Source organism: Sagittula sp. S175 (assembly GCF_049800975.1).
GTDB lineage: Bacteria > Pseudomonadota > Alphaproteobacteria > Rhodobacterales > Rhodobacteraceae > Sagittula.
In genome coordinates, this window is the sequence record NZ_JBNAGB010000005.1 from 106,361 (window position 1) to 121,035 (window position 14,675).

15 protein-coding genes are annotated in these 14,675 nt (G+C 65.3%); 11 read left to right on the top strand and 4 right to left on the bottom strand.

The window, feature by feature from the left end; genetic code table 11:
• Positions 1-8 precede the first annotated feature (8 nt).
• The gene (locus ACP16H_RS08350) at positions 9-902 is read left to right on the top strand and encodes a homocysteine S-methyltransferase family protein (protein WP_425071823.1); all 894 of its coding nucleotides are present in this window, start codon (positions 9-11) and stop codon (positions 900-902) included.
• A gap of 94 nt (positions 903-996) precedes the next feature.
• On the top strand, positions 997-3,441 hold the full coding sequence (locus tag ACP16H_RS08355; protein WP_425071824.1) for a GcvT family protein: 2,445 nt from the start codon (positions 997-999) through the stop codon (positions 3,439-3,441).
• A gap of 205 nt (positions 3,442-3,646) precedes the next feature.
• Here the strand turns inward: ACP16H_RS08355 and ACP16H_RS08360 are convergent, their stop codons facing one another.
• Positions 3,647-4,018 carry a hypothetical protein gene (locus ACP16H_RS08360; RefSeq protein WP_425071825.1) on the bottom strand — a complete coding sequence of 124 codons (372 nt, stop codon included), beginning with the start codon at positions 4,016-4,018 and terminating at the stop codon, positions 3,647-3,649.
• 101 nt (positions 4,019-4,119) lie between these two features.
• On the opposite strand from ACP16H_RS08360, the gene ACP16H_RS08365 reads away from it, so the two are divergent.
• Positions 4,120-4,764: an RluA family pseudouridine synthase gene (locus ACP16H_RS08365; RefSeq protein WP_425071826.1), complete on the top strand. Its 645-nt coding sequence runs from the start codon at positions 4,120-4,122 to the stop codon at positions 4,762-4,764.
• Positions 4,765-4,788: 24 nt separating this feature from the next.
• Here ACP16H_RS08365 and ACP16H_RS08370 read toward each other — a convergent pair whose 3' ends face one another.
• Positions 4,789-5,661: an EamA family transporter gene (locus ACP16H_RS08370; protein WP_425071827.1), complete on the bottom strand. Its 873-nt coding sequence runs from the start codon at positions 5,659-5,661 to the stop codon at positions 4,789-4,791.
• A 504-nt stretch (positions 5,662-6,165) separates the two neighbouring features.
• On the opposite strand from ACP16H_RS08370, the gene ACP16H_RS08375 reads away from it, so the two are divergent.
• Complete coding sequence (locus ACP16H_RS08375) at positions 6,166-6,603, top strand: hypothetical protein (protein WP_425071828.1); 438 nt, start codon at positions 6,166-6,168, stop codon at positions 6,601-6,603.
• Positions 6,604-6,689: 86 nt separating this feature from the next.
• Here ACP16H_RS08375 and ACP16H_RS08380 read toward each other — a convergent pair whose 3' ends face one another.
• On the bottom strand, positions 6,690-8,126 hold the full coding sequence (locus tag ACP16H_RS08380; RefSeq protein WP_425071829.1) for an aldehyde dehydrogenase family protein: 1,437 nt from the start codon (positions 8,124-8,126) through the stop codon (positions 6,690-6,692).
• Between the two features lie 205 nt (positions 8,127-8,331).
• Between ACP16H_RS08380 and ACP16H_RS08385 the strand changes: the two genes are divergently transcribed.
• From ACP16H_RS08385 to ACP16H_RS08400, 4 genes are all read left to right on the top strand, one after another.
• On the top strand, positions 8,332-8,985 hold the full coding sequence (locus tag ACP16H_RS08385; protein WP_425071830.1) for a peroxiredoxin: 654 nt from the start codon (positions 8,332-8,334) through the stop codon (positions 8,983-8,985).
• A 112-nt stretch (positions 8,986-9,097) separates the two neighbouring features.
• Positions 9,098-10,138 (top strand): succinylglutamate desuccinylase/aspartoacylase family protein, encoded by a 1,041-nt coding sequence (locus tag ACP16H_RS08390; RefSeq protein WP_425071831.1) that lies wholly within the window; start codon positions 9,098-9,100, stop codon positions 10,136-10,138.
• Between the two features lie 34 nt (positions 10,139-10,172).
• Positions 10,173-10,961: an exodeoxyribonuclease III gene (locus tag ACP16H_RS08395; protein WP_425071832.1), complete on the top strand. Its 789-nt coding sequence runs from the start codon at positions 10,173-10,175 to the stop codon at positions 10,959-10,961.
• Between the two features lie 187 nt (positions 10,962-11,148).
• A complete protein-coding gene (locus ACP16H_RS08400; RefSeq protein WP_425071833.1) occupies positions 11,149-11,556 on the top strand; it encodes a BrnA antitoxin family protein in 408 nt (135 codons plus the stop codon).
• Positions 11,557-11,568: 12 nt separating this feature from the next.
• Here ACP16H_RS08400 and ACP16H_RS08405 read toward each other — a convergent pair whose 3' ends face one another.
• Positions 11,569-12,624 (bottom strand): type I restriction endonuclease, encoded by a 1,056-nt coding sequence (locus tag ACP16H_RS08405; protein ID WP_425071834.1) that lies wholly within the window; start codon positions 12,622-12,624, stop codon positions 11,569-11,571.
• Between the two features lie 267 nt (positions 12,625-12,891).
• On the opposite strand from ACP16H_RS08405, the gene trxA reads away from it, so the two are divergent.
• From trxA to ACP16H_RS08420, 3 genes are read left to right on the top strand one after another with little or no spacing between them, the layout of a single operon-like run.
• Positions 12,892-13,800 (top strand): thioredoxin, encoded by a 909-nt coding sequence (gene trxA / locus ACP16H_RS08410; protein WP_425071835.1) that lies wholly within the window; start codon positions 12,892-12,894, stop codon positions 13,798-13,800.
• A gap of 40 nt (positions 13,801-13,840) precedes the next feature.
• The gene (locus ACP16H_RS08415) at positions 13,841-14,476 is read left to right on the top strand and encodes an LON peptidase substrate-binding domain-containing protein (RefSeq protein ID WP_425071836.1); all 636 of its coding nucleotides are present in this window, start codon (positions 13,841-13,843) and stop codon (positions 14,474-14,476) included.
• Positions 14,473-14,670 carry a Trm112 family protein gene (locus tag ACP16H_RS08420; protein ID WP_425071837.1) on the top strand — a complete coding sequence of 66 codons (198 nt, stop codon included), beginning with the start codon at positions 14,473-14,475 and terminating at the stop codon, positions 14,668-14,670. The genes ACP16H_RS08415 and ACP16H_RS08420 overlap by 4 nt, the downstream gene beginning before the upstream one ends.
• Positions 14,671-14,675 lie beyond the last annotated feature (5 nt).

The following is a 14,675-nucleotide window of genomic DNA, read 5'->3' on the forward strand; positions in this document are numbered from 1 at the left end:
GACCAGACGTGACCGCGATAACCCTTCTTGATGGTGGCATGGGCCAGGAACTGGTCCACCGCGCGGGCGACAAGCCGACGCCGCTGTGGTCGACGCAGGTGATGATCGAACACCCCGGGCTGGTGCAGCAGGTGCATGGCGATTACTTCGACGCCGGGGCGACGGTGGCGACGACGAACACCTATGCGCTGCACCGCGACCGGCTGGTGAAGGCCGGGATCGAGGACCGGCTGGAGGCGCTGTTCGACGCCGCCCTGTCCGAGGCAGAGGCGGCGCGTGAGGCGGCTGGACGGGGGCGCATCGCCGGCAGCATCGGGCCGCTGGCGGCCTCTTACCGGCCCGACATCCACCCGCCCCATGACGAGGCCGTGCCGCTCTATGCCGAGGTGGCGGGGTTTCTGGCGCCGCGCGTCGACCTGCTGATCTGCGAAACCGTGGCCTCGCTCGCCCACGCCCGCGCCGCGCTGGAGGGCGCGCTGCGCACGGGCAAACCCGTCTGGCTGGCGGTGACGGTCGATGACGAGGACGGAGCGCGGCTGCGCTCGGGCGAGCCGGTGGCAGAGATCGCCGCCATCGCGCGGGACGGGGCGGCGGCGGTGCTGGCCAATTGCTCGGCCCCCGAGGCGATGCCCGCCGCGCTGGAGCAACTGGCCAGGGCCGGTATGCCCTTCGGCGCCTATGGCAACGGCTTTACCATGATTACGAAGGATTTCCTGAAAGACAGCCCGACGGTGGACGCGCTGACCGCCCGCCGCGACATGGGGCCGGAGGTCTATGCCGACCACGCGCTGCGCTGGGTCGAGATGGGGGCCAGCATCGTCGGCGGCTGTTGCGAGACCGGCCCGGCCCATATCGCCGAGATCGCCCGGCGGCTGGGTGCGGCGGGTCACGAGATCGTCTGATGCTTCTTCTTGGTCCAAATACTCACCTTCGCGCCCGCAGGGCGCGGTTTCCGATTTTTCAGCGAAAAATCGTTCCCGCCGTCGAGGTTCTGACATGACCCTTCCCACTTCCGCGCGCGTCGTCATCATCGGCGGCGGCGTCATCGGCTGCTCCGTCGCCTACCACCTGACAAAGCTGGGCTGGACCGACGTGGTGCTGCTGGAGCGCAAGCAGCTGACCTCCGGCACCACGTGGCACGCGGCGGGGCTGATCGCGCAGCTGCGGGCGACGGCCAACATGACGAAGCTGGCGAAGTATTCGCAGGAGCTGTACGGCGCGCTGGAGGTGGAGACCGGCGTGGCGACAGGTTTCAAGCGGGTGGGGTCGATCACCGTGGCCCTCACGGCGGAGCGCCACGAGGAGTTGCGCCGCTCGGCGGCCATGGCGCGGGCCTTTGGTGTCGAGATCGGCGAGATCGACGTGGCCGAGATCGCGGCGAAGTACCCTCATCTGAACACCGACGGCGTCGTCGGCGGCGTCTATCTGCCCAAGGACGGGCAGGGCGATCCGGCCAATATCGCGCTGGCCATGGCCAAGGGCGCACGGATGCGCGGCGCGGTGGTGCAGGAGCGGGTGAAGGCCACCGGTGTGACCGCCGTCAACGACCGCATCACCGCCGTGCAATGGCTGGCGGAGGATGGCACCAGCGGGGAGATCGCCTGCGAGCACGTCGTCAACTGCGCGGGCATGTGGGGCCGCGAGGTGGGGCGGATGCTCGGCACCGATGTCCCGCTTCAGGCCTGCGAGCATTTCTACATCGTCTCGGAACCCATTGCGGGGCTGGGGCCTCTGCCGGTGCTGCGGGTGCCGGACGAATGTGCCTATTACAAGGAAGACGCGGGCAAGCTGATGCTGGGGGCCTTTGAACCCGGCGCGAAGCCTTGGGCGCTGAACGGCATCCCGCAGGATTTCGAGTTCGACCAGCTGCCGGAGGACTTCGACCATTTCGAGCCGATCCTCGAAAAGGCCGTCAACCGGATGCCGATGCTGGGATCGGCGGGCATCCACACGTTCTTTAACGGGCCGGAGAGTTTCACCCCGGACAACGCCTATTACATGGGGCTGTGTCCGGGGCGCGAGAACGTCTGGGTGGCGGCGGGGTTCAATTCCATCGGGATCCAGTCGGCGGGCGGCGCGGGCATGGCCTTGGCGCAATGGATGGTGGACGGGGCGAAGCCCTTCGATCTGGGCGACGTGGACATCGCCCGCGCGCAGGGGTTCCAGACCAACCGCAGCTTTCTGGCGGCGCGGGTGTCCGAGACCTTGGGCCTGCTCTACGCCGACCATTATCCCTATCGCCAGAAAGAGACGGCGCGCGGTGTGCGGCGCTCGCCCTTCCACGCGCAGTTGGAGGCGCGGGGGGCGGTCTTTGGTGAATTGTCCGGCTGGGAGCGGGCCAATTGGTACGCGACCGAGGGGCAGGAAAGGGCCTACCGCTACAGCTGGGGTCGGCAGAACTGGTTCGACAACCAGCGGGCCGAGCACATGGCGATCCGCGAGGGCGTGGGCATGTACGACATGTCCTCCTTCGGCAAGCTGCGGGTGGAGGGGCGCGAGGCTTGCGCGTTTCTCAACCATGTCTGCGGCGCGCAGGTGGATGTGCCCGTGGGGCGGATCGTCTACACGCAGTTCCTGAACGCGCGCGGCGGGATCGAGGCGGACGTGACCGTGACCCGCCTGTCGGAGACGGCCTACCTGGTGGTGACACCGGCGGCGACGCGGCGGGCGGACGAGACCTGGCTCAAGCGGCACATCGGCGACCGTGCCGTGGTCATCACCGACGTGACAGCAGGGGAAGGCGTACTGGCGGTGATGGGACCGCGCGCGCGCGCGGTGCTGGAGGCCTGTTCGGACGGGGATTTCTCGAACGACGTGAACCCCTTCGGCACGGCGCAGCGCATCCATATCGGCATGGGCGAGGCGCGGGTGCATCGGGTGTCCTATGTCGGAGAACTGGGATGGGAGGTCTATGTGTCCTCGGACATGTGCGGCCATGTTTTCGAGACGATCATGGAGGCAGGGGCGCCGCTGGGCCTGCGGCTGTGCGGGATGCATGCGATGGATTCCTGCCGGATCGAGAAGGGCTTCCGCCATTTCGGTCACGACATTACCTGCGAGGATCATGTGCTGGAGGCAGGGCTTGGCTTTGCCGTGGCGAAGGACAAGGCGGCGTTCATTGGCCGCGACGCTGTGCTGCGCAAGCGAGAGGCAGGGCTGGAGCGTCGGCTGGTGCAGTTCCTGCTGAGCGACCCGGAACCCTTGTTGTATCATAACGAGCCGATCCTGCGGGATGGCGTGATCGTTGGTCAGCTGACCTCGGGCGGCTATGGGCATAGCCTTGGGGGCGCGGTTGGTCTGGGATATGTGCCCTGCACCGGCGAGAGCGCCGAAGTGGTGTTGGCGTCGGATTACGAGATCGACGTGGCCGGGCGGCGTGTGGCGGCAAGGGTTTCGCTGAAGCCGATGTATGATCCGACCGGCGGGCGGGTGCGCCTGTAAGGGATTTCGATCCGGCTGCGCCAGATCGACCGGCGCGCCTGCGGCGCGATGGGGGCTCTGCCCCCAACTCCCTTCGGGAGTTCCACCGCGGTATTTCAGTCAAGATGAAGGCAGGGGCGTGGGCTGTCTTCATCTTGATCCAAATACCGCGGGGGAGACGCTCCGAAGGAGCGGCGGGGGCGGAGCCCCCTTTGTCCGGCGTTGTTCAGCGGCGGGGCATCGGGCCTTCGGGGCGGTAGCGGTCCATGACCGTGTCGAGGCTGGCGTTGGTGATCGACGGGTTGGCCTGTTGCAGGCAGGGCAGGAGCCGGGCCTTGTTGGCGCGTTGGGTCGCGCTGTCGGGGGCATGGTTCGGCCCCGGGCGGACGTTGCCGAAACAGGCGATGAATTGTTGTTCCGTGATGCCGAGGTCGGCGGCGATTTTGCCGGTGGGGCGTTGGCCCAATCCTTGGCCCGGTCCCTGGCCCGGCGGGGGGGCGGGCGGGGTCTGGGCCACGGCGGCGAAGGCGCAGCAGAGGACCGCGAGGGTCAGGGTCACGGTCAGGGTGCGGGGGTTGAGGCTGTGGCGGTGTGACATGGAGGCTCCTGTTCGATCTTGTGCCGGTGATACGGCGCGGGCACGGGTCTCCGTCGGCAAAAGGGCTTGCGCCGCGCGGGGGCTGCGGTAGGGAGGGGCCCATGAGCGCGTATAATCCTCCGACCGATCCGATCACCGTGTTGCACGAAGACAGCGACTTGCTGGTCGTGGACAAGCCTGCGGGCCTGTTGTCCGTGCCGGGCAAGGGGGAGGAGCTGGCGGACTGCCTGCTGGCGCGGCTGGAGGCGGGCTTTCCCACGGTGCGGCTGGTGCATCGGCTGGACCGGGATACCTCGGGTGTGATGGTCTTTGCCCTGACGGCCCATGCGCAGCGCGACCTTGGCAACCAGTTCGAGACGCGCAAGACGAAGAAGACCTACGTGGCGCGGGTCGCCGGGCGGCTGGAGCCGAGGACGGGCGAGGTGGACCTGCCCTTGATCGTCGACTGGCCGAACCGGCCGCGGCAGATGGTCTGTCACGAGACGGGCAAGCCTGCTCTGACGGGGTACAAGGTCATGAAGGCCTCGGACGAGGAAAGCCGCGTGCGGCTGTTCCCGCACACCGGGCGGTCGCACCAGTTGCGGGTGCATATGTTGTCGCTGGGCCATCCGATCCTGGGTGATGAGCTTTATGCGCCGGAGACGGCGGATCAGTACCCGCGCATGATGCTGCATGCGGAGGAGCTGCGGGTGAACCATCCGGAGAGCGGGCGGGGCATGAGCTTTCGGGCGCCCGCGCCGTTCTGACGGGGCTTCGGCGGTTCTGACCGCTCAGGCCGAGCCGAGCAGCATCACCCCGACCACCAGCACCGCGCAGCCGCCGAGGCGCCAGGGGCCGACGTGTTCGCGCAGGATCAACAGCCCCATGAGCGCGCCGACCATCATGGACATCTCGCGCATCGGCGCGACGATGCTGAGGGGCGCGCCGTGGCGCAGGGCTTCGAGCACCAGGATGTAGGAGAGCGGTGACAGGAGGCCAACGCCGATGGCCTCGGGCCAGTGGCCGCGCATGGCGTCGCGGAACCGCAATGGGTCGCGCAGGACCATGGGCGCGAGCAGGACAAAGCGCAGCAGGTTGTTGAACCAGTCGAGCAGGACCGGCGCGATGCCGAGGGTCTTGACCGTGATGGCGTCCACCACCGTGTAGCTGGCGATGAAACCGCCGGTGAGGCCTCCCCAGCGCAGGCCGGATTGGCCCTCGGGGCGCAGGAAGGTGGCGAGGCGGCCATTGGTGGCGATCAGGACGATGCCCGCGACGACCAGCAGCAGGCCCGCGATCCCGGCGAGGCGCGGCGTTTCGCCGAGGATCACGAAGGCCCCGATGGTGGACAGCATCGGCCCGGTGCCGCGTGCCACGGGGTAGACCACTGAGAGGTCTGCCACCTGGTAGCCGCGTTGCAGGCAGAGGCTGTAGCCGAGGTGGATCAGGCCGGAGAGCAGCAGGAAGCCCGCGCCGTGCAGGCTCCATGGCACGGCGTCGTGGATCAGCAGCCAGCCGACCCATGGTGTATAGGCGGCGCAGGACACGAGGTTGTAGGCAAAGACGAAACGCGCCCCGACGCTTGCCGCGCGCTTGGCGAGCAGGTTCCAGCTGGCGTGAATGAGCGAGGCGAGGACGACGAGCGTCACGGAGACAAGGGTCATGAGACCTCCTTTGGCGCAAGGCGGCGCGGTTGGGTCTCGACGTCTCCTCCCCCCGGTTTTTGTCCGCTGGGTGCAGCCACGGGATATGGCCCGTGGTTTCCGAAGCGCTCGGTCGCGGCGGCGATTCTTGCCCGGAACCCTAGCTTCCACTCGGTCGATGCGGGCAGGGTAGGTCGGTCGCGCGGCGGGGGGCAAGGGAAATCGGCGGAGGTGTGTCTATGTCTTTGGTCCAGTGGAGGGGGCTGGCCGGTCGAATTGAGCGGATTTCGGCGGGCTGTCGAGAGCGTGCGGAAACGGCCTTGGGGTCCCGAAAGTCGTTGGCAAGTGTCCGAAACGGTTGCCGTTTTTAGAATGTATGACTTTGGTTGAGGCGTCAATCTGCACATAAACCCCGTCCTGACGGACCGGAGTGATGTCCCGTTCCACCTTGGGTTTATTGCGAGGGGTTGGGGCGATGGCCTTAGTTGGCTGCATCGAAAGCGTCAGACACATGAGGAGAACGTCATGACCACCAAGACCACCATCGCAGCCGTCGCACTGGCCATCGCAACCGTCGCAGGCGGTGTTTCGGCACAGCAGGTGTCCGCAAACGTGCAGAGCCAGATCGACGCCCTGGCGGCGCAGGGCTACACCAACTTCACCGTGAAGCGCAGCATGAACCGCACACGTATCGAAGCGCGCAACGCCAATGGCCAGGAGGCCGAGGTGACCGTGCGCAACGGGGATGGTGCCGTGCTGTCGTCGCGCGGTGATGACGGAGAGCGCCACCAGTACCGCGAGCAGAACCGCGAGGAGAACCGTTACGAGGCGCAGCATGAGGGCGAGGGCGATCACGGCTCGGAGGACCGTGGCGGCCGCGATGACCATGGCTCGGACGACCACGGCAGCGATGATAGCCACGACAGCGGCGACAATGACAGCCACGATGGCGAGGACGATTGATCCGGTCTGACCGGATCGCCTGAAACGATCGAAGCCGGCGCATCACGCGCCGGCTTCTACATGTTGCGAGACCCTTGGGGTGGGGATCAGGCGGACCAGCCGGAGATCGCCTTGACCTCGACGAAGTCGTGGATGCCCCATGCGCCGCCTTCGCGACCGTTGCCGGAGGCCTTCATGCCGCCGAAGGGCGCGCCGGGGCCGCGCGACTGGCCGTTCATCTCGACCATGCCGGAGCGGAGCTGGCGCGCCAGACGGTGACGGCGCTCGACGTCAGTGGACTGCACGTAGTTGGTCAGGCCGTAGACGGTGTCATTGGCCAGCGCGACGGCCTCGTCTTCGCCCTCGAACTTGAGGATCGACAGGACCGGGCCAAAGATCTCCTCGCGGGCGATGGTCATGTCCGGGGTCACGTCGGCAAAGACCGTCGGGCGCACGTAAAAACCCTTGTTCAGGTGCTCGGGGCGACCGACGCCGCCGGCGACCAGACGGGCGCCTTCGTCGATGCCCTTCTGGATCAGGTCCTGGATCTTGTTCCACTGGGTCTCGTTCACCACGGGACCGATGTGGCGGCCTTCTTCCGACGCGGGGCCGACGGTGACCTTGGAGGCCACTTCGGCGGCTTCCTCGACGGCGGCATCATAGCGCGAGGCCTCGACGAACATGCGCGAGGGCGCGTTGCAGGACTGGCCCGAGTTGTTCATCATGTGCAGCACGCCGCGCTTCACCGCCTTGTCGTCGGCGTCGGCGAACACGAGGTTCGCGCCCTTGCCGCCCAGTTCGAGGTGCACGCGCTTCAACGTGTCGGCGGCGGCCTTGGAGATCAGGATGCCCGCGCGGGTCGAGCCGGTGAAGCTGACCATGTCCACGTCCTTGTGCGCGCTGAGCTGCGAGCCCACGCCCGCGCCGTCACCGTTCACGAGGTTGAAGACGCCCTTGGGCAGGCCCGCGGCATCCATCACCTCGGCAAAGATCATGGCGTCGATGGGGGACTCTTCCGACGGCTTCAGCACCATGGTGTTGCCCGCGACCAGCGCCGCGCCGACCTTCAGCGTGATCTGGTTCATCGGCCAGTTCCAGGGCGTGATGAGCGCGCAGACGCCCACGGCCTCGTGGCGGATGATGGTGTCTGGGTGGTCTTCACGCAGGGGCTTTTCCCACTCGAAGTCCCTAGCAGCGTTGATGAAGTTCTTCAGGTGGCCGAGGCCCGCGCCGAATTGCGAGGTGCGCGCCAGTTCGATTGGTGCGCCCATCTCCATGGACATGGCCTGCGCCAGGTCCTCGGAGCGCTTCTTGTACTCGGCGTAGACGCGTTCGAGGGCGGCGAGGCGTTCCTCGGGCTGGGTGGCCATCCAGCCGGGCAGGGCGGCCTTGGCGGCGGCGACGGCCTTGTCCGTGTCGGCCTGACCCCCCAGAGAGATCACCGCGCAGGGCTCTTCGGTGGAGGGGTCGATGACGTTGTGGTCGCGGGCTTCGGTGGGGTCGACCCACTCGCCGTTGATGTAGAACTGGCGCTTCTCGAGCATTGCTGATCCTCCCGATCAATGGTTAGGTCCGCCCGCAAGGGGTAGGGCCTGGCTCTTGCCTTTCCCGACCATGCGGTCGGGTTATGGCGACACTCTGTCACTGCATGGATTAGGGTGCAAGCGGGGCCTTTACATCCTAAGTTTGGAATGTATCTAAACTGGGTATATCACATCCGATTGTTTCGGACAGGAAAGGAAGACTGACATGGCATTGCGCATCAACGACGAGTTCCCGAACCTTCACGTCACCACCGACCTCGGCGAGTACGACCTGCACGACTGGATCGGCGACAGCTGGGCGATCTTCTTCTCGCACCCGAAGGATTTCACGCCGGTCTGCACCACCGAGTTCGGCGCGGTTGCCCAGCTGGCTGACGAATGGACCAAGCGCAACACCAAGGTGATGGGCATTTCCGTGGACGGTGTCGAGGAGCACAAGGACTGGAAAGGCGACATCGAGAAGACCGCCGGGGCGAAGGCCGGTTTTCCGATCATCGCGGACGAGGATCTGGCGGTGGCCAAGGCGCTCGACATGCTGCCCGCCGATGCCTACCTGCCCGATGGCCGGACGCCGGCGCATTCCGCCACCGTGCGCTCGGTCTTCATCGTGTCGCCGGACAAGAAGGTCCAGCTGATGATGACCTACCCGATGTCCGTCGGCCGCAACTTTGCCGAGGTGCTGCGCGCGCTCGACGGTCTGCAGCGCACCTGGGGCCAGCCGCTGGCGGTTCCGGCCAACTGGGAAGTTGGCCAGGACGTGATCGTCGCGCTGTCGCTGAAGGACGACGAGGCGGCCGAGAAGTACGGCGAACTGGACATCAAGCTGCCCTACCTGCGCTACGCCAAGAACCCGGCGTAATTTCAGGCATTTGACGGATATGGCGGGCGTCCTTCGGGGCGCCCGTTTGCCTTTCGGGGGCGGCGGGGTATAACCCCGCCCTACGGATGTGGCCGGGGTCGGAGGAACGACGATGCGGGAGCCTTTTGTTCTGGGCGGCGAAGTGATCGCGGCGGGCAGTCGCCGGACGGTGGACCTGCCGGTGTCGGTGCTGTCGGATCACACGCCGGTGACGCTCTCGGCGCATGTGGTGCATGGGCGCAAGGCCGGGCCGGTGATGTTCGTGTCCGCGGCTGTGCATGGCGACGAGGTCATCGGGGTGGAGATCGTGCGGCGTCTGCTGCGCGCGGCGCCGGTAAATCGTCTGGCGGGCACGCTGATCGCGGTGCCGATCGTCAATTCCTTCGGGTTCCTGAACCAGTCGCGGTATCTGCCGGACCGGCGCGACCTGAACCGGGTGTTTCCGGGCCATGGCGCGGGGTCGCTGGCGGCGCGTCTGGCGGACCTTTTCATGACCGAAATCGTTCGGCGCTGCGACGTGGGCATCGACCTGCATTCGGCGGCGGTCGGGCGGGACAACTTTCCGCAGATCCGCCTGACGCCGGGATCCAAGAGGTTGCGCGCACTGGGCGATGCCTTCGGCGCGCCGGTGACGTTGATTTCGAAGGTGCGGGACGGGTCCTTGCGGATGGAGGCGGGCGCGGCGGGGGTCGATGTTCTGCTGTATGAAGCCGGAGAAGGGTTGCGATTTGATGAATTCGCCGCACGGGCCGGCGTGGCAGGCATTCTGCGCGTGATGGAAAAGCTCGAGATGGTGGCGGGGCGGGGGGTGCCGCGGGCGCGGGGGTTGTCGGTGTTCTGCGAGCGCTCGTCGTGGTCGCGCGCGCCTTCGGGCGGCTTGCTGCGCACGTTGAAGGCGAGTGGCGAATACGTCGAGAAGGGCGCGGTGCTGGGGGTCATTTCCGACCCGTTCGGAGAGCGCGAGATCGAGGTGCTGGCCGAGGGGCCGGGCATCGTCATCGGCCGCACCAACCTGCCCGTCGTCAACGAGGGCGACGCGCTGTTCCACATCGCGGAACCGGCGCTGAAGAAACACGCGGAGGCTGCGGCGGAGGAGGGCTTTGAGGGGCATCTCGAGGCGCCGCCGCTCTACGACGAAGACGAAATCATCTGAATTACAGGGGCTTGGCAGCCCGGAAGGAGACGGCATGGCGTTCACGCTGGCGACTTGGAACATCAACTCTGTCCGCCTGCGCAAGGGGCTGGTGGCGAAGCTTCTGACCGAGGAAGCGCCCGATATCCTGTGCCTTCAGGAGTGCAAATCGCCGGTGGAGAAGATCCCGATGGAGGTCTTTTCGGAGCTTGGCTACACTCACATGGTGGGGCGCGGGCAGAAGGGCTACAACGGGGTTGCGATCCTGTCGAAGCTGCCGATCGAGGATGCGGGCGGCGAGGATTACGCGCAGCTGGGCCACGCGCGGCACGTCGCGGGCCGGCTGGCCAACGGTTTGACAATCCACAACTTTTACGTCCCCGCAGGCGGCGATGAGCCGGACCGCGAGATCAACGTGAAGTTCGGGCAGAAGCTGGATTACCTGACCCAGATGCGCGACGCCTTTCACGCCGCGAAGCCCGAGAAATCCATCCTCGTCGGTGACCTGAACATCGCGCCGCGCGAGGATGACGTCTGGGATCACAAGAAGCTGTTGAAGATCGTCAGCCATACGCCCATCGAGGTAGAGCATCTGGCGCAGGCACAAGATGCAGGGGGCTGGGTGGATGTGACCCGCAAGGAATTGGGGGATGGCAAGCTCTATTCCTGGTGGTCGTACAGGGCGAAGGACTGGGAGGGCGCGGACAAGGGGCGGCGTCTGGACCACGTCTGGGCCACGCCGGACATCGCCAACGCGGCGCATTCGAGCCGCATCCTGAAGGCCGCGCGGGGCTGGGAACAGCCCTCGGATCACGCGCCGGTTTTCGCCACGTTCGACCTGTGACACTCGCGTAAAAGGCGATCTGCGCGCGGAGCGTTAAGCCCCCGATTTTCGCAAAATCGGGGGATGCAGAAACCATGCGGAAAGCATGCGGAAACCATGCGCATGATCTGCGGCCGCACGGACCCCGAGTCGGTCGTTAACCTTTGGCCTGCACCCTGTCCGGGAGTTCACCAGAATGGGGCCCCGTATGCGCAGACAAGCCGAAGAGATGACGAAGGCGGAACGCCTTAATTGGATGTATGGTGTGGACGCGGTCGAGATGATCGAACGCGAGATCCTAGACGTGATGTGGGAACGGCGCGGCTGCCCGCGCGAATGGCACGAGATCTGGGAAGACCGCGACCGTCGGGACGTGAAACGGACGCGAGTCACGGCGGCGTTCGATGCGGACGTCGTGAAATTCTTCAAGGCGATGGGACCGGGCTACCAGCACCGGATGAACCGCGTGCTGCGCGCCTTCATGCACATGCGGCTGGCCAAGATCGTCAAAGGTCCGGACACGACCGATTACATCATGCGGCCCGAAGAGGTGGAGAAAAAGGCGCGCGCAGCCAAGACGCAATGGGGCGACGCGGAGGAGGGGATTATAAGGTGAGGGGACACGCGGTTATTCTGAATAACGACGCGCGGTCTCTCGAATGCGGTCAGACAGATCGTATATGTCCGTAAGGGACGAAATGGCCACCCGTTCTTCGGTATCGCCGTCAAACAGTCCGAGATACCACTGCTTTCGATTGAAGTGCATGCGTGCCAGTGGTTTCCGATTGTTGTCGTCCACCAGTATCGCGCAGTAGGTCTTGGCGTCGCGAATGTTCACGCGCGAGGGAGCAACGATGTCTCTGACAATCGAGCGAACCGTAAGCATGCCTTCGATTTCTTCTTGGGTCGTCACGATATCGTTGGACGTATCAGGCTCGATTTCAGGGGCTTCGGGTTCGTCATTCGTGGAACTCTGGAGCGCAGATGAGAGGCGGGCCTGAACGCTTTCCCTGATGAATTCCGTAAAGGCAACTTTGGTGGCGGCTGCCAGATTCTCACGAACGGCCTGCGTCAAACGCCCCTCGTAGACGTTTGATGCGATCAGACGGACGAATTCCTCGGAGGGTTCTTCAAGCTGGGCCGCTATGAGTTTTTTGATGCCTGACACGTACTTCAGTTTCTCGGCTGTGCTCAGGATGCGTTTAACGTCAAACGCTGCCTTGTCAAACTTCGATAGCTCAGAGATCGCCCGGCTGTTCAGGTCGAGAAGGTCCAGAGTGAAAAACGGTTTTATGTCTAGCTTGTTCGGCTCCTCAAGGTCGCTGTAAAATTCGTAGACCCGACCGTTGGTGAGCAGGGCAAAACGCGCTTTGGTAACGGAGAAGTATCGGTACAACTGAGAAAGATGCTTTCGGTCGAGCGTCGTGGCGAGGCCTTTGCATTCAATCAGGATGGCGACTTCGCCGTTAAGCCGAATGGCATAATCGACCTTCTCGCCTTTCTTGCCCACGGCGTCAGCCGTGAATTCGGGGACCACTTCGGAAGGATCGAAAACATCGTAGCCGAGCACCTGCAAAAACGGCAGAACAATCGAAGTTTTTGCGGCTTCCTCGGTGCTGATCGTGTCGGCGTGCTTTCTAATGCGTTCAGCAAGCTGTGACAGGGCTGTTTCAATGCTGCTCATGGTCGAATACTCGTTTTTACTGCATAGCAATATTGCCTGCTACCATGGGGTTAGTCGCGCCAACTTGTCTATCGTTTTCTGTTTAGGCCGGAGTCGGGGTGAAACCCCGACCTACGGGATATTTGGGTGAGGGCATGGTGGGGTGGAAACTCACCCTACGGGGCTTGGGCGTGGTTTGAGGGATGCGGTGAAGGGGCGCGGGGGCTTGCAAGAGGGGGTGGGGTGCTCCATCTAGGCGGGCAAGAGATTTTACCCGGAGGAAGACCGATGGACCTCAACCTGAATGCTGCACCCGCAGGCGCGATCATCAAGGATATCACCGAGGCGGAGTTCATGGCGGAGGTCGTGGACGGCTCGAACGAGGTGCCGGTGATCGTCGACTTCTGGGCGCCGTGGTGTGGCCCGTGCAAGCAGCTTGGCCCGGCGTTGGAAAAGGTGGTCACGGCGGCCAAGGGCGCGGTGAAGATGGTCAAGGTCAACGTCGACGAGGCGCAGATGATCGCGGGCCAGATGCGCATCCAGTCGATCCCGACGGTCTATGCCTTTTACAAGGGGCAGCCGGTGGACGGGTTCCAGGGTGCCTTGCCCGAGAGCGAGTTGAAGGCGTTCGTGGAGCGCGTGGTGCAGGCGGCGGGGGGCGATGCTTCGGGTGGTCTGGATGACGCCTTGGCGGCGGCGGACGAGATGCTGGAGCAGGGCGCGGCGGTGGATGCGGCCGAGATCTACGCGGCGGTGCTGGGCGAGGACCCGGTGAACGCGCGGGCCTATGCGGGCATGGTGCGTTGCGAGATCGCGGCGGGCGACCTGGCGCAGGCGGAGGCGGTTCTCAATGGCGCCCCGGTGGAGATTTCCAAGTCGAAGGAGCTGGAGGCCGCGCACGCGCAGCTGGAGCTGGCGAAACAGGCGGCGAATGCCGGTCCGGTGGCCGAATTGCAGGCGGCGGTGGAGGCTGATCCGGCGGATCACCAGGCGCGGTTCGACCTGGCGCAGGCTTTGCACGCACAGGGCGATGCGGAGGGCGCGGTGGCGCAGCTGCTGGAACTGTTCCGGCGCGATCGGGAGTGGAACGACGGCGCGGCCAAGGCGCAGCTGTTCACCATCTTCGAGGCGCTGAAGCCCAACGACCCGGTGGTGCTGAACGGGCGGCGCAAGCTGTCGAGCATGATTTTCGCGTGACGCGATTGCCTCGGTGGGGAGGTGGTCTAGCTTGCCTTCCATGACACGGATCAGTGACCTCCCCGACGTGATTGCGGTTTTTCCCCTGCCGGGCGCGTTGCTGCTGCCGCGGTCGCGGTTGCCGCTGCATATCTTTGAACCGCGCTACCTGCAGATGCTGGACGATTGCCTGAAGACCGACACGCGGTTGATCGGGATGATCCAGCCGCAGCCGGGGCCGGGGGCGAGTGGGTTGCACCGGATCGGCTGTGCGGGGCGGGTGACCCAGTTTTCCGAGACGGAAGACGGGCGGTACATGATTACGCTGTCGGGGATCTCTCGGTTTCGGCTGGGCGAGGAGGTGGAGGGGTTCCAGCCCTACCGCCGCTTCCGCGTCAGCTGGGAGGGCTTCGACCGCGACAGGGGCGGGCCGGAGCATGACAAGACGTTTGACCGCGAGCGCTTCATGTCGTTGCTCGACCGCTATTTCCACGCGCGCGACCTGTCGGCGGACTGGGAAACGCTGCGCGAGGCGGAGGACGAGTTGCTTGTGAACTCGCTGTCGATGCTGCTGGACTTTACCCCCGAGGACAAGCAGGCGCTGATGGAGGCGCCGAGCCTTGCGACCCGGCGCGAGACGCTGGTGACGCTGATCGAATACGCCCTGCGGGGTGGTGAAGAGGACCTGATGCAATGACCGAGACCGCCGTGACGGAAACCGCCTTTGACCGCCGCATGCTGGAGGCGCTGATCTGCCCGGTGTCGCAGGGCCGTCTGGACTATGACGCCGCGCGGCAGGAACTGGTGAGCAAGGCGGCGGGCCTTGCCTATCCGATCCGCGACGGCATCCCGGTCATGCTGGTGGACGAGGCGCGGCGGCTCGACCCGTAAGGCCA

Excerpts from the sequence above, each read along its gene's own strand:
- ACP16H_RS08355 (WP_425071824.1), top strand. The coding sequence starts at position 997 with ATGACCCTTCCCACTTCCGCGCGCGTCGTCATCATCGGCGGCGGCGTC.
- ACP16H_RS08360 (WP_425071825.1), bottom strand. The coding sequence starts at position 4,018 with ATGTCACACCGCCACAGCCTCAACCCCCGCACCCTGACCGTGACCCTG.
- ACP16H_RS08365 (WP_425071826.1), top strand. The coding sequence starts at position 4,120 with ATGAGCGCGTATAATCCTCCGACCGATCCGATCACCGTGTTGCACGAA.
- ACP16H_RS08370 (WP_425071827.1), bottom strand. The coding sequence starts at position 5,661 with ATGACCCTTGTCTCCGTGACGCTCGTCGTCCTCGCCTCGCTCATTCAC.
- ACP16H_RS08375 (WP_425071828.1), top strand. The coding sequence starts at position 6,166 with ATGACCACCAAGACCACCATCGCAGCCGTCGCACTGGCCATCGCAACC.
- ACP16H_RS08380 (WP_425071829.1), bottom strand. The coding sequence starts at position 8,126 with ATGCTCGAGAAGCGCCAGTTCTACATCAACGGCGAGTGGGTCGACCCC.
- ACP16H_RS08385 (WP_425071830.1), top strand. The coding sequence starts at position 8,332 with ATGGCATTGCGCATCAACGACGAGTTCCCGAACCTTCACGTCACCACC.
- ACP16H_RS08390 (WP_425071831.1), top strand. The coding sequence starts at position 9,098 with ATGCGGGAGCCTTTTGTTCTGGGCGGCGAAGTGATCGCGGCGGGCAGT.
- ACP16H_RS08395 (WP_425071832.1), top strand. The coding sequence starts at position 10,173 with ATGGCGTTCACGCTGGCGACTTGGAACATCAACTCTGTCCGCCTGCGC.
- ACP16H_RS08400 (WP_425071833.1), top strand. The coding sequence starts at position 11,149 with ATGCGCAGACAAGCCGAAGAGATGACGAAGGCGGAACGCCTTAATTGG.
- ACP16H_RS08405 (WP_425071834.1), bottom strand. The coding sequence starts at position 12,624 with ATGAGCAGCATTGAAACAGCCCTGTCACAGCTTGCTGAACGCATTAGA.
- trxA (WP_425071835.1), top strand. The coding sequence starts at position 12,892 with ATGGACCTCAACCTGAATGCTGCACCCGCAGGCGCGATCATCAAGGAT.
- ACP16H_RS08415 (WP_425071836.1), top strand. The coding sequence starts at position 13,841 with ATGACACGGATCAGTGACCTCCCCGACGTGATTGCGGTTTTTCCCCTG.
- ACP16H_RS08420 (WP_425071837.1), top strand. The coding sequence starts at position 14,473 with ATGACCGAGACCGCCGTGACGGAAACCGCCTTTGACCGCCGCATGCTG.